Source organism: Bradyrhizobium sp. 1200_D9_N1_1 (genome assembly GCF_052075915.1).
Classification (GTDB): domain Bacteria; phylum Pseudomonadota; class Alphaproteobacteria; order Rhizobiales; family Xanthobacteraceae; genus Bradyrhizobium; species Bradyrhizobium diazoefficiens.
Genome location: NZ_CP197226.1, coordinates 7161054 through 7174493 on the forward strand (window position 1 = coordinate 7161054; position 13440 = coordinate 7174493).

12 protein-coding genes are annotated in these 13440 nt (G+C 65.0%); 7 read left to right on the plus strand and 5 right to left on the minus strand.

Annotation, left to right across the window (positions count from 1 at the left end):
- The first annotated feature begins 217 nt into the window (after positions 1-217).
- The gene (locus AB5K84_RS34205; RefSeq protein ID WP_097531877.1) at positions 218-6505 is read left to right on the plus strand and encodes a HAMP domain-containing protein; all 6288 of its coding nucleotides are present in this window, start codon (positions 218-220) and stop codon (positions 6503-6505) included.
- A gap of 13 nt (positions 6506-6518) precedes the next feature.
- Positions 6519-8009, plus strand: coding sequence for an HWE histidine kinase domain-containing protein (locus AB5K84_RS34210; RefSeq protein ID WP_011085384.1), 1491 nt, complete (start codon positions 6519-6521; stop codon positions 8007-8009).
- On the opposite strand, the gene AB5K84_RS34215 is transcribed toward AB5K84_RS34210, so the two are convergent.
- A complete protein-coding gene (locus tag AB5K84_RS34215; protein WP_231166658.1) occupies positions 8006-8425 on the minus strand; it encodes a hypothetical protein in 420 nt (139 codons plus the stop codon). The two genes, AB5K84_RS34210 and AB5K84_RS34215, sit on opposite strands and share 4 nt — an antisense overlap.
- Here AB5K84_RS34215 and AB5K84_RS34220 point away from each other — a divergent pair.
- Together AB5K84_RS34220 and AB5K84_RS34225 are read left to right on the plus strand one after the other, a co-directional pair.
- The gene (locus AB5K84_RS34220; protein WP_028175372.1) at positions 8367-8636 is read left to right on the plus strand and encodes a hypothetical protein; all 270 of its coding nucleotides are present in this window, start codon (positions 8367-8369) and stop codon (positions 8634-8636) included. The genes AB5K84_RS34215 and AB5K84_RS34220 overlap by 59 nt on opposite strands.
- 96 nt (positions 8637-8732) lie before the next feature.
- Positions 8733-8969, plus strand: a complete 237-nt coding sequence (locus AB5K84_RS34225; protein ID WP_011085382.1) for a hypothetical protein — start codon at positions 8733-8735, stop codon at positions 8967-8969.
- A 96-nt stretch (positions 8970-9065) separates the two neighbouring features.
- Here the strand turns inward: AB5K84_RS34225 and AB5K84_RS34230 are convergent, their stop codons facing one another.
- On the minus strand, positions 9066-9272 hold the full coding sequence (locus AB5K84_RS34230) for a hypothetical protein (protein ID WP_038965905.1): 207 nt from the start codon (positions 9270-9272) through the stop codon (positions 9066-9068).
- A gap of 18 nt (positions 9273-9290) precedes the next feature.
- The gene (locus AB5K84_RS34235; protein ID WP_038965906.1) at positions 9291-9512 is read right to left on the minus strand and encodes a hypothetical protein; all 222 of its coding nucleotides are present in this window, start codon (positions 9510-9512) and stop codon (positions 9291-9293) included.
- Between the two features lie 115 nt (positions 9513-9627).
- Here AB5K84_RS34235 and AB5K84_RS34240 point away from each other — a divergent pair, with 115 nt between their 5' ends.
- Positions 9628-9822 (plus strand): DUF3072 domain-containing protein, encoded by a 195-nt coding sequence (locus tag AB5K84_RS34240; protein ID WP_028175376.1) that lies wholly within the window; start codon positions 9628-9630, stop codon positions 9820-9822.
- 91 nt (positions 9823-9913) lie between these two features.
- A complete protein-coding gene (locus tag AB5K84_RS34245; protein ID WP_011085379.1) occupies positions 9914-10189 on the plus strand; it encodes a DUF6496 domain-containing protein in 276 nt (91 codons plus the stop codon).
- Positions 10190-10201: 12 nt separating this feature from the next.
- Here AB5K84_RS34245 and AB5K84_RS34250 read toward each other — a convergent pair whose 3' ends face one another.
- Positions 10202-10564, minus strand: a complete 363-nt coding sequence (locus tag AB5K84_RS34250) for a hypothetical protein (protein WP_028175378.1) — start codon at positions 10562-10564, stop codon at positions 10202-10204.
- Positions 10565-10837: 273 nt separating this feature from the next.
- The gene (locus AB5K84_RS34255; protein ID WP_028175379.1) at positions 10838-12379 is read right to left on the minus strand and encodes a Do family serine endopeptidase; all 1542 of its coding nucleotides are present in this window, start codon (positions 12377-12379) and stop codon (positions 10838-10840) included.
- A gap of 213 nt (positions 12380-12592) precedes the next feature.
- Here AB5K84_RS34255 and AB5K84_RS34260 point away from each other — a divergent pair, with 213 nt between their 5' ends.
- On the plus strand, positions 12593-13429 hold the full coding sequence (locus AB5K84_RS34260) for a universal stress protein (RefSeq protein ID WP_028175380.1): 837 nt from the start codon (positions 12593-12595) through the stop codon (positions 13427-13429).
- Positions 13430-13440 lie beyond the last annotated feature (11 nt).

The following is a 13440-nucleotide window of genomic DNA, read 5'->3' on the forward strand; positions in this document are numbered from 1 at the left end:
CAAGCAAGTGCCCACAAAGGCGGCGAACCGGCCAAAATTCTTTTGGAACCGTTTGGAACCAATCGGCTTTTTCTTCGTTGCTGTGGTCGGGCTGAGCAAAGCAGGTTCCATTTCCTCGCGCCGCAACCTTGGCGCTTGATTTCGAATTAGGCTGACGCTCTAGTTTGACTAATTGCGTCACGCCTAAGATTCGGCCGACGCTTGCGGGGGAATCAGTATGAGCGACCTCGATCCCGGATCTGCATCACGCTCCGGTCGTCGCGTCCCAAAGCCAAAAATCAACGGTACGTCGGAGCCCGATTCCCGACCGGAATTGCTCCTCGCCTTACAGGCCATGCGCAGCGGCGATTTCTCCGTGCGTATGAGCGGCGACTATCTCGGTATCGATGGCAAGATCGCCGACACTTTTAATGAAATCATCGCCGCCAACCAGCGCATGGCGCAGCAGCTCGAGCTGGTCGGCCAGGTGGTGGGACGCGAGGGCAAGACCCGGCAGCGTGTGAAGTTCGGCCTCGCCTCCGGCTCCTGGGCCGACATGGAAGGCTCCGTCAACACGCTGATCGACGATTTGCTGTGGCCGACGCGCGAGGTGACCCGCGCGGTCGCGGCGGTGGCGCAAGGCGACCTGCTCCAGACCGTCAAGCTCGACGTCGACGGCCGTCCGCTCCGCGGAGAATTCCTGCAGTCGGCGAACATCGTCAACACCATGATCAAGCAGCTCGGCGTATTCACCTCCGAGGTGACGCGCGTGGCGCGCGAGGTCGGCACCGAGGGCAAGCTCGGCGGCCAGGCCCAGGTGCCCGAGGTGACCGGCGTCTGGAAGGATCTGACCGAGAGCGTCAACTCGATGGCGAACAACCTGACCAACCAGGTTCGCAACATCGCCGAGGTGACGATCGCGGTTGCCAATGGCGACTTGTCCAAGAAGATCACCGTCGACGTCCGCGGCGAGATCCTTCAGCTCAAGGAAGCCATCAACACGATGGTGGACCAGCTCCGCTCCTTCGCCTCCGAAGTGACGCGCGTGGCACGCGAGGTCGGCACCGACGGCAAGCTCGGCGGCCAGGCGATCGTGCCCGGCGTCGCCGGCACCTGGAAGGATCTCACCGACTCCGTGAACGCGATGTGCGGCAACCTCACGGCCCAGGTCCGCAACATCGCCAACGTCACCACCGCCGTGGCGCGCGGCGACTTGTCCCGCAAGATCACGGTGGACGTGCGCGGCGAAATCCTGGAGCTGAAGGACACCATCAACACCATGGTGGACCAGCTCAACTCCTTCGCCTCCGAAGTGACGCGCGTCGCACGCGAGGTCGGCACGGAAGGCAAACTCGGCGGCCAGGCCCAGGTGCCCGGTGTGGCCGGCACCTGGAAGGACCTCACCGACAACGTCAATTTCATGGCGTCGAACCTGACCGCGCAGGTCCGCAACATCGCCGACGTCGCCACCGCCATCGCCGGCGGCGACCTCTCCAAGAAGATCACCGTGAACGTGTCCGGCGAGATCCTTCAGCTGAAGGAAACGCTCAACACAATGGTCGACCAGCTCAACGCCTTCGCCGGCGAAGTCACGCGCGTCGCCCGCGAGGTCGGTACCGAGGGCCGGCTCGGCGGTCAGGCCAACGTGCTCGGCGTCGCCGGCACCTGGAAGGACCTCACGGAAAGCGTCAACTCGATGGCGTCGAACCTGACCGCACAGGTCCGCAACATCGCCGAGGTGACGACGGCGGTCGCCGGCGGCGACTTGTCGAAGAAGATCACCGTGGACGTGCGCGGCGAGATCCTCGAGCTGAAAGACACCATCAACACCATGGTGGACCAGCTCAACGCCTTCGCCGGCGAAGTCACGCGCGTCGCCCGCGAGGTCGGCACCGAAGGCAAGCTCGGCGGCCAGGCCCAGGTGCGCGGCGTCGCCGGCACCTGGAAAGATTTGACGGACAGCGTCAACTCGATGGCCTCGAACCTGACGGGGCAGGTCCGCAACATCGCCGAAGTCGCCACCGCCGTGGCCAAGGGCGACCTGTCGAAGAAGATCACCGTGAACGTGTCGGGCGAAATCCTTCAGCTGAAGGAAACGCTCAACACAATGGTCGACCAGCTCAACGCCTTCGCCGGCGAAGTCACGCGCGTCGCGCGCGAGGTCGGCACCGAAGGCAAGCTCGGCGGCCAAGCCGAGGTGCCCGGCGTCGCCGGCACCTGGAAGGACCTCACCGACAGCGTCAACTCGATGGCCGGTAACCTCACCGCCCAGGTCCGCAACATCGCCGAGGTCGCAACCGCGATCGCCGGCGGCGACCTGTCGCGCAAGATCACGGTGGACGTGCGCGGCGAGATCCTTCAGCTCAAGGACACGCTGAATACGATGGTCGACCAGCTCAACCGCTTCGCGGGCGAGGTGACGCGCGTGGCGCGCGAGGTCGGCACCGAGGGCCGGCTCGGCGGCCAGGCCAACGTGCCCGGCGTCGCCGGCACCTGGAAGGATCTCACCGACAGCGTGAACTCGATGGCGGGCAACCTCACCGCCCAGGTCCGCAACATCGCCGAGGTCACCACCGCCGTGGCGCGCGGCGACCTCTCGCGCAAGATCACCGTGGACGTGCGCGGCGAAATCCTCGAGCTGAAGAACACCATCAACACCATGGTGGACCAGCTCAACGGCTTTGCCGGCGAAGTGACGCGCGTCGCGCGCGAGGTCGGCACCGAAGGCAAGCTCGGCGGCCAGGCCGAGGTGCCCGGCGTCGCCGGCACCTGGAAGGACCTCACCGACAACGTCAACTTCATGGCCTCGAACCTGACGGCCCAGGTCCGCAACATCGCCGAGGTCGCGACCGCGATCGCCGGCGGCGACCTGTCGAAGAAGATCACGGTGGACGTGCGCGGCGAGATCCTGCTGCTCAAGGACACCCTGAACACCATGGTCGAGCAGCTCCGCTCCTTCGCCGCCGAAGTGACGCGCGTGGCGCGCGAGGTCGGCACCGAGGGCCGGCTCGGCGGTCAGGCCGTCGTGCCCGGCGTCGGCGGCACCTGGAAGGACCTCACCGACAACGTCAACCTCCTGGCTGCGAACCTCACCACGCAGGTCCGCAACATCGCCGAAGTGACCACGGCCGTGGCCCGCGGCGACCTGTCGCGCAAGATCACCGTCGACGTGAAGGGGGAAATCCTCGAGCTGAAGAACACCATCAACACCATGGTGGACCAGCTCAACGCCTTCGCCGGTGAAGTCACCCGCGTCGCGCGCGAGGTCGGCACCGAAGGCAAGCTCGGCGGTCAGGCCGCGGTGCCCGGCGTTGCCGGCACCTGGAAAGACCTCACCGACACCGTCAATCTGATGGCCGCGAACCTGACCGAGCAGGTGCGCGGCATCGTCAAGGTGGTGACCGCGGTCGCCAACGGCGACCTCAAGCAGAACCTGACGATGAAATCGCGGGGCGAGGTGGCGGCGCTCGCCGACACCATCAACAACATGACCGAGACGCTCGCGACCTTCGCCGACCAGGTGACGTCGGTGGCGCGCGAGGTCGGCGTCGAGGGCCGCCTCGGCGGCCAGGCCAACGTGCCCGGTGCGGCCGGCACCTGGAAGGACCTCACCGGCAACGTCAACCTCCTGGCGGCCAACCTCACCTCGCAGGTGCGCGCAATCGCGGAAGTGGCGACCGCCGTGACCAAGGGCGACCTGACGCGGTCGATCCAGGTCGACGCCCGCGGCGAAGTCGCGGAATTGAAAGACAACATCAACACGATGATCACGAACCTCCGTCTCACGACGGACGTGAACACCGAGCAGGACTGGCTGAAGACCAACCTCGCGAAATTCACCAACATGCTTCAGGGCCAGCGCGACCTCGCCACCGTCGGCCGGCTGCTGCTGACCGAGCTGTCGCCGCTGGTGAACGCGCATACCGGCGTGATCTACCAGGTCGAGAACGAGGAGAATCCACAGCTCCTGCTGCTCGCCTCGTACGCCGGCGACGGCATCTACCCCTACCAGCGCGTACTGCCGTTCGGCGACGGCCTGATCGGCCAATGCGCGCTCGACAGGCGGCCGCGCGTGGTCGCGGATATTCCCTCCGACGTGGTGCCGATCAACTCGGCGCTGTTCCGCGTCGCCCCGAAGAACCTCGTGGTGCTGCCGGTGCTGTTCGAGGGCCAGGTCAAGGCCGTGATCGAGCTCGCCTCGCTGACCTCGTTCACGACCTCGCAGATGACCTTCCTGGAGCAGCTCACCGACTCCATCGGCATCGTGCTCAACTCGATCGAGGCGACGATGCAGACCGAAGGCCTGCTCAAGCAGTCGCAGCAGCTGGCCGGCGAGCTTCAGACCCAGCAGCGCGAATTGCAGCAGACCAACGACCAGCTCGAGCAGAAGGCGCAGCAGCTCGCCGAGCGCAACGTCGAGGTCGAGCGCAAGAACCAGGAGATCGAGCAGGCCCGCCGCGCGCTCGAGGAGAAGGCGACCGAGCTCGCGCTGACCTCGAAGTACAAGTCCGAATTCCTCGCCAATATGAGCCACGAGCTGCGCACGCCGCTGAACTCGATCCTGATCCTCGGACAGCAGCTCACCGACAACCCGGACGGCAACCTCTCGGCCAAGCAGGTCGAATTCGCCCGCACCATCCACGGCGCCGGCACCGACCTGCTCAACCTCATCAGCGACATTCTCGATCTCTCCAAGATCGAGTCCGGCACGGTGACGGTGGACGCCGAGGAAATCCTGACCGCGAACCTGCTCGAAACCGTCGGGCGGCCGTTCCGGCACGAGGCGGAAAACCGCAACCTGTCATTCAAAATCGACGTCGACCCGAACCTCGCGCGCAGCATCGTCACCGACTCCAAGCGCCTGCAACAGGTCCTGAAGAACCTGCTTTCCAACGCCTTCAAGTTCACCGCCGAAGGCGAAGTGCGCCTGAAGGTCGGCGGTGCGCTCGGGGGGTGGGGCACGGATCACCCGGTGCTGAACTCCGCGCCGGCCGTGATCTCGTTCGAGGTGTCGGATACCGGCATCGGCATTCCCCTGGAGAAGCAGAAGCTGATCTTCGAGGCCTTCCAGCAGGCCGACGCCGGCACCAGCCGCAAATACGGCGGCACCGGCCTTGGCCTCGCCATCAGCCGCGAGCTCGCCAGCCTGCTCGGCGGCGAAATCCATCTGCGCAGCGCACCGGGCAAGGGTTCGTCCTTCACCCTTTATCTGCCGTTGAAATATTCCGGCCCGACACTTGCGCCGCGCGCCACGCCACAGCAATACAGCCAGCCGCCGGCGCTGCAACCGACGGCGCCCGAGCAGCGCGTCATCGAGCAGCTTCCCGACGACCGCCTCAACCTCGAACCCGGCGACAGCATCCTCCTGATCGTCGAGGATGACCCGCATTACGCACGCGTGCTGGTCGATCTCGCACGCGACAAGGGCTTCAAGGTGCTGGTGGCGGCCCGCGGTGCCGAGGCGCTGGAACTTGCCAAGCAATACCAGCCGAGAGCGGTCTCGCTCGACGTGTTCCTGCCGGACATGCTCGGCTGGACCGTGCTGAGCCAGCTCAAGCACAATCCGCTGACGCGCCACATCCCCGTGCAGATCATCACGCTCGACGAGGACCGCCAGCATGCGCTGGCGCGCGGCGCCTTCTCCTTCGTCAACAAGCCGACGACGACCGAAGGGGTTTCGGCCGCGCTAACGCAGATCAAGGAATATGCGCGGCCGCGCCGCAAGCGGCTCTTGATCGTCGAGGACAACGAGGCCGAACAGCTCTCGATCCGCGAGCTCCTGCATCACGACGATATCGAGATCGTGACGACCGACACCGGCGCCGGCGCACTCTCGACGCTGCGCGAGGCGCCCTGCGATTGCGTGGTGCTGGACTTGAGATTGCCGGACATGAGCGGCTTCGAGGTGCTGGACCAGATCCGTCACGACGAAGCACTTTCGAACATTCCGGTCGTGGTGTTCACCGGCCGCGAGCTCTCGGCGGAGGAAGATGCCGAGCTCCACACCATGGCGCGCAGCATCGTGGTCAAGGGCGTGGAATCGCCGGAGCGCCTGCTCGACGAGACCGCGTTGTTCCTGCATCGCGTGATCACGGAACTGCCGGTCGAGAAGCAGCGCATGCTGGAGAAGCTGAACAGTTCCGACGAGGACCTGATCGGCAAGACCGCGCTGCTCGTCGACGACGACGCCCGCAACATCTTCGCGTTGTCGAGCGTGCTGGAACGGCGCGGCATGAAGGTGCTGACGGCGACCACCGGCCGCGAGGCGGTGACGCTGGTCGAGTCCAACCCGGAAATCGCCATCGTCCTGATGGACATCATGATGCCTCAGATGGATGGATATCAGACCATCGGCGTGATCCGCGAGAACCCGGCCTTCTTGCGCCTGCCGATCATCGCGCTGACCGCCAAGGCGATGAAGGGCGACCGCGAGAAATGCCTGGAGGCCGGCGCGTCCGACTACCTCGCCAAGCCCGTCAACACCGATCAATTGCTGCTTGCGATCCGCATGTGGCTGCACCGCTGAGCTGGATGCGCGAATGGACCACGAAAAGGTCAACATCCTCCTCGTCGACGACCAGCCGGCCAAGCTGCTCGCCTATGAGGTGATCTTGAAGGAACTCGGCGAGAACCTCGTGATCGCCTCGTCCGGCCGCGAAGCGCTGGAGGTTCTGCTCAAGACCGAGATCGCGGTGATCCTGGTCGACGTCTGCATGCCCGAGCTCGACGGCTTCGAGCTCGCGGCGATGATCCGGGAGCATCCGCGCTTCCAGAAGACGGCGATGATCTTCATCTCGGCCATTCAGGTGAGCGACATCGACCGGTTGCGCGGCTATGAGATGGGTGCGGTCGACTATGTTCCGGTGCCGGTCGTGCCGGAGGTGCTGCGCGCCAAAGTCAAGGTGTTTGCCGAGCTGTACCGGAAGACCCGCGAGCTCGAACGGCTGAACCACGATCTCGAAGACCGTGTCCGTGCACGCACCGCGGAATTGGAGAACTCCACGGCGAAGCTGCGCGAGAGCGAAGAGCGTCGCAGCATGGCGATCGCCGCCGGCAAGATGGGATCATGGGACTGGGACTGGGTCAGCGGCGACTGGATGTGGGACGAGGGGCAGTATCGCATCTTTGGCGTGAGCCCGGAGAGCTTCGAGGTCAATCCGGCCAACGTTCAGGCACTGTTGCATCCCGATGACGTCGACCAATTGCGCAAGGCGATCGCCGAATTCAGCAAGGGCACACGCGCCTATGAGACGGAATTCCGCATTGTGCGGCCCGACGGCGATGTGCGCTGGTGTGTCGGCACGGCTGCCGCCACCGCCGACAATAGCGGCCGCGTGGTGCGCGTGAGCGGTGTCACCGTGGACATCACCGAGCGCAAGCGGGCCGAGGAGCGGCAGAATCTGCTGGCGCGGGAAGTCGATCATCGCGCCAAGAATGCGCTGGCGCTGGCGCAATCGATCGTGCGTCTCACCCGTGCCGACGAGGTCAAGGCCTACGTCAACGCCGTCGAGGGACGCATCAACGCGCTGGCGCGCGTGCATACGATCCTGTCGCTGTCGAGCTGGCAGGGCGCCGAACTCTCGAAGCTGATCGACGAGGAGCTCGCGCCCTACTCGCTCGGTGGCCAGATCAAGCTGGCGGGGCCCGAGGTTCAGTTGCTGCCGGCAACCGCCCAGACGCTGGCGCTCGCGCTGCACGAGCTTTTCACCAACTCGGCCAAGTATGGCGCGCTCTCGACGCGGTCGGGCCGGCTCATGATCGGCTGGCAGGTCGAGGAGGATCACCTCACACTGATCTGGGAGGAATCCGGCGGTCCGCTGGTGAGGACGCCGAAATCTCGCGGCTTCGGCACGCGGAGCCTGCTTGCGAGCGTCGAGTCCCAGCTCGGCGGAAAGGCGCAATTCGATTGGCGCGCCGAGGGCCTGTTGTGCCGCCTGGAAGTGCCGTTGACCCGGAAGACCCCAACCGGCGCCGCGCACGGCAAGTTCGAGGGCACCACCTCCCTCGCGCTCCAGCGCGCGTCGGGTTAACCCGACGCGGCGACCTTCATGCGCCGCACCGGCCGAGGTTCATGGGCGATGCGCCCTTCGAGCCAAGCTTCCGTTTGCGCGAGATCGCGTAACGCCATCGCATAGCGGCGGGCCGCGCTTCGCTCGGCACCGCGCGGCAGCTTGCGCGCCTTGCGCAGCATGTCGGCGGCCGCGTTTCGATAGGCCAGCGAGCGATAGAGAAAGACAACCTTACCCATATCGAATGTTCCCGTGTTGACGGGCTCCATGGTCGCAAGGTGGGCATGAACGTCGGATGAAGCCCGACGTGACAAATCGTTCATGCCGATGGAACCCGCAATCGCCGGCTGCGTTGCATGCAAGATCGAGGGCGGTTCCATGGGCGCGAAAAAGTCGCCGAAAAAGTCGCCAAGGCTGATCTCTCCTTCCGGCATCATCACGCTCTTGACGCACGCGATGATGGGCGCGGCGATCGGCCTCGCCTTCGGTCTCGTGCTCATTCTGTCCAACCCGGCGGTGGCAAATTTGCTGAACCATGGCGGAGATTCAGCCGCGGCCGTTTTCGTCGTCACGCTGGTGACGACGTTCGCGATCGGCGCGATGCTCACGGGCATCGTGTTCATCATCGCCGAGGACAAGGAATTTTGAAGCGCGCGTGAAACCCGCGAGGCTGCTTTGCCGGGAACTCCTGCGGCGAATGGCAGTTGGCTGCCTGCGTCATTTTAACTCAGGGAGTTCCTGCGCATGAAGACGACCAAGCTCGCCCTCGCCGTGATGTTGGCAACCGGCCTCGCCGCCGCCCCGTTCGCCGCACAGGCGAAGTCGCACAAGGCGAAACATGAGTCCTCGACGTCGTCCTCGCAGACGACGGGCGCCAACACGAAATCCAAGGGCGCCGATCCTTCCGGTCAGGGCGGCTCCGGTCCCGGCTCCGATCAGGGCGGCACCATGACGAACAAGGGTACTGGCAACACCAAGTAGACTCGCCGCCGTTCATCGAAGGCCCCGTGATCGCGGGGCCTTCTTGCTTTGCTGTTCGATACAATCCTTCTCACGCCACATCGTCGGCGCACGCCTTTAGCTGCGCCGGATGTCGGCGATGTTCGGGCCGCCTGCGGAGTTTGTCTTCACGAGATGGTCGAGCCGCGCCCGCTTGCGCGCGATCAGAAGCTGGGCCGCAGCGTCGTCGAGACCCTCACGCTGCAATTGCCGGATCGCGGACCCCAGCTCCAGGATCTCGGCGCGCAGTCTCAAGATCCGGTACGTGTCCGGGTCTTCCTCCACGGCATGCTCCCAAATGTCTCAGCGACGCACGATTGCGCGCGCGGGATCAGCGGCTTTCTTGAGGGAACGAAGACGTACACGATCGCGAACATCCGGCAGGACATCACCACCGCCAGCCGCCTTCCATTCGCCGATCAGCAGATTGATTTTCCGGCGCAGATCCATCTGCGCCAGGGCCTTTTCTGTGCAGTCGCGATCGCGGTCGACGAGCTCGCGCACGGACGCCTCGACATCGGCCATTTCCAGCCTCAAGGCACTGATCTTACGTCGAATTTCATTAATTCTGTTGTCCATGGCTTGTTAGAACAAAATAAGAACATATAGTCAAGTCACGATTTCAGAACGGAGAGGCCAGATGCAGGTTCAAGGTAAATACGACGCCAGGGTTTTCCTCGCGGAGCAGATGACGCGGGCACAAGGCCTGAGGTTGAAGCGGCTCAGCGAGGAGGCCTATCAGCCCACGCAATATGATCGGGGTCTGTCCTTCACTGAAGCTGCGCGCCGCATCCAGGTGCTCGAGGCGGAGATCGAACTGGCGAATTCCTTCTAGCCAGGCTGCGTCGCGCATCCGGACGTTGCGGGCGCGCCTTCGGAACCATGCCTGTGTCGAATGGTTTTCTCCCGGCCAAGGGAGAATCTGAATGGCACGCAAGGCAAAGAAGCGCCGTTACTCGCGCAGCGCCGGGAGCGATGTCGAAAGCGAAATGCGGCGCTACAAGAAGGGCACGGCCAAGAGCGGCCGCGGTGGTCGCGGCGGACGCGTGAAGAGCCGCAAGCAGGCGATCGCAATCGGCCTGTCGAAGGCGCGCAAGAAAGGCAAGAAGGTCCCGAAAAAGGCCTCGAAGAAAACTGCCAAGAAGAAGACGGCCAAGAGAGCAGCCAAGAAAAAGTCCAAGCGCAAATCCGCCAAGCGGTAGTGGCAATCGGCGCTAGATCATGCTGCCCGGCATGAAGCAGCGGATCGAGATGCCAAACGCGGTCTTCACCGGCCACACCATGGTGCGACCGGCGCGGTTCGGCTCGGTGATGACGGCTTCATCGGGCACATCGACCCACTGCCCATCGAGGCGGACGCGATAGTGCCCGTCATGCGATTCCCAATCGGGATCGGAGACGGCAAATCCGTCGGCATCCGAGCAGCACGGGCCGAGATGGCTGCGCAGACTGTCGAACCAGGGCTTGAGCGGCGAATCGGCGTAGCGGCCGTCATCACGCCCCAGGGCGCTTCCAGCCGACAGTACGAGCGGCGCCACGAGCAGCGCACATCTCAGCGAGAGCTTCAATCGATCCATGTCGGCACCGATCAAATACGAACCGCCGGCCGGTTCCACAAAACGGCCGGACGTCCGAAGTTCCACTCTAGCAGCTCGCCTTGGCGTCTTCATTGCCGCCAAGGCGACACGCGATTTCGAACTCTGACGAGCGAACGCGGCTTTTTCGGACGAACCCGTCACCAATGCTGCCGTTAACGAGAATGTTATCGGCGGGCTGTTGGTATCCCGGATGCAAACGAGAAAAGGCGGCCCGAAGGCCGCCCTTTTGGATTTGCGCTGGTGGAGCTCGACTTACGCGAGCGGCACCGCGACGAACCGGGTCGCGTCCGCGCTTCTGATCTGCAACAGCACGCTGTTCTTGCCGGACGATTTCGCCTGCGCCAGCTCGGCGCGGACGTCGCCGACATTGGCGACGGGCTTGCCGCCGACATTGAGGATGACGTCGCCGGTCTGGATGCCGCGCTGCGCCGCCGGCCCTTGCGGATCGACCTCGGTGACGACGACGCCCTTCTGGCCGGCGCCCTGCACGTCGCCGGCCGGCGCCAAGCTGAGCCCGAGGCGCGGCGTGCCGTTGCCCGGCTGCGCCTTGCCCTCGTCGGCCTTGCCTTGAGCCTGCCGCTCGTTCGGCAGCTCGCCGAGCGCGAGGGTCACCGTCTTGCTCGCGCCCTTGTGGAAGACGTCGAGCTTCACGGACGTGCCCGGCGCCAGCGTGGCGACGGTGCGGGCGAGATCGCGGGAGTCCTTGATCGCGGTGCCGTTGACGGCGGTGATGACGTCGCCCGCCTCGATGCCGGCCTTTGCCGCCGGGCTATTGTCCTGCGGATTGTCGACGATCGCGCCGCGCGCCTCCTTCAGGCCGAGGCTGTCGGCGATCTCTGATGTCACCGGCTGCACCTGCACGCCGAGCCAGCCGCGGGTGACCGCACCCTTGTCCTTCAACTGCGCGACGACGAGCTTTGCGGTCGTGGCCGGAATGTCGAAGCCGATGCCGACCGAACCGCCCGACGGCGAGAAGATCGCAGTGTTCACGCCTATCACGTTGCCGCTCATGTCGAAGGCCGGGCCGCCGGAATTGCCCTTGTTGATGGGCGCGTCGATCTGGATGAAGTCGTCATAGGGGCCGTTGCCGATGTCGCGGCCGCTCGCCGAGACGATGCCGGCGGTCACGGTGCCGCCGAGGCCGAAGGGATTGCCGACCGCGACCACCCAGTCGCCGATCCGCGGCTTCTGGTCGGAGAACTTGACGAAGGGAAAGTCCTTCTTGCCATCGACCTTGATCAGCGCGAGATCGGTCTTCGGATCGGTGCCGACCACCTTCGCGGTGTAGCTCGTCCCGTCGTCCATGGTGACCTGCACGGACTCGGCGTGGTCGACGACGTGGTTGTTGGTCACGGCATAGCCGTCGGCTGAGATGAAGAAGCCGGAGCCTTCGCCCGTGACCATCTGGTGACGCTGGCGCGGCATGCCGTTCATGCCACCCGGAAGGCGGAAGCCGAACTGCCGCGAGAACTGGTCGAACGGCGCGTCCTCGTCGGAATCCATCCGGTTCTGTTGCAGCATCGCGCTCTTGTCGTTGTCCTGGTCGATCCTGACCCGCACCGAGATGACGGCAGGTTTGACCCTGGCGACGAGGTCGCCGAAGCCCGGCGGAGTCGCAGCGCTTTCCGCGGCCTGGGCCGGCGCGATGAAGGAGGTCACGCCGAGCGGCGAAGAGCCGGGAGATGCCGCCAGCACAGCCACGCCAAGCGCGGCCACGGTGCCGAGCAGCGCGAGCCGGCGCGGCTTCAAGATCCTGCGGGACGTGGTGATGTCGGAATTGACGCGGTCATTCATGTCGAAATGTCCATGTTGGGTCAGGTGTCGCCTTGCACGCAACATGGCCGCCGCGACCTTACGGTGTCCCGTCCGCGCGATTAAATCTTGGCAAAGTTGGTGCGGTCAGCGGCCGGGCCAAAAATCGGGGCTGCACATTTGATGCAGCTCAACGCCGCCCCTTCGCGCGGTGAAAGACTGCGGGCACCGAATGATGTCCATCGGAGGCGCGCCATGTACAAAGATATTCTCGTCCACGTCCCGACCGAGCGCCCGATGCGTCCCGTGATCGACGGCTCGATCTCGCTCGCGGCGCATTTCAACGCCCATCTCGACGCGGTCGCGGTCGGCTATGTCGCAACCAGCGCGGCTTATGTCATGGAGGGCGGGGCCGCCGTGGCGGCCGTGTTCGAACTGGAACGCGAGCGGGCAGTTGAGCGGGCCGAGGCCGCGCTCGCGGTGTTCGGAAGCGAAGCGGCGAACGCCGGCATTTCCTACACGTGCCGCCCGATCGGCGCGATTCCGGCGGACGCGGCCGGCTCGCTCGGCGAGATGGCGCGACTGCACGATCTCAGCATCGTACTTCAGCCGAATCCGGAGCAAGGCTCGTTCGACAACGACCTGCCGCGCGAGATTCTGTTCCACGCGGGCGGCCCCGTGCTGTTCCTGCCTTACACCTTCCGTGGCGCCTTCAAGGCGAACCGGATCGGCATCTGCTGGGACGGCAGCCGGCTCGCCGCCCGCGCGATGCGCGACGCCGCACCGTTCCTGGCCCGCGCCGAAGAGATCGTGATCATCACGATCAACGAAGCCGACACGGTGCCCGGCGAAGTGTCGGCAGGCAATCTGGCAAGACATCTCGGCCGGCGCGGGCTCTCGACCCGCACGGTCGGCCTGTCAGCGACCCGCTCCGAGATTCAGCCGACCATCCTGTCGCTGGCGGCCGACGAGAGCCTCGATCTCCTGGTGATGGGCGGCTACGGCCATTCGCGATTGCAGGAGCGCGTTCTCGGCGGCGTCACCCGCGCCATGCTGGAAGCCATGACGGTGCCGACGCTGATGTCGCACTGACCGAAGCCGGC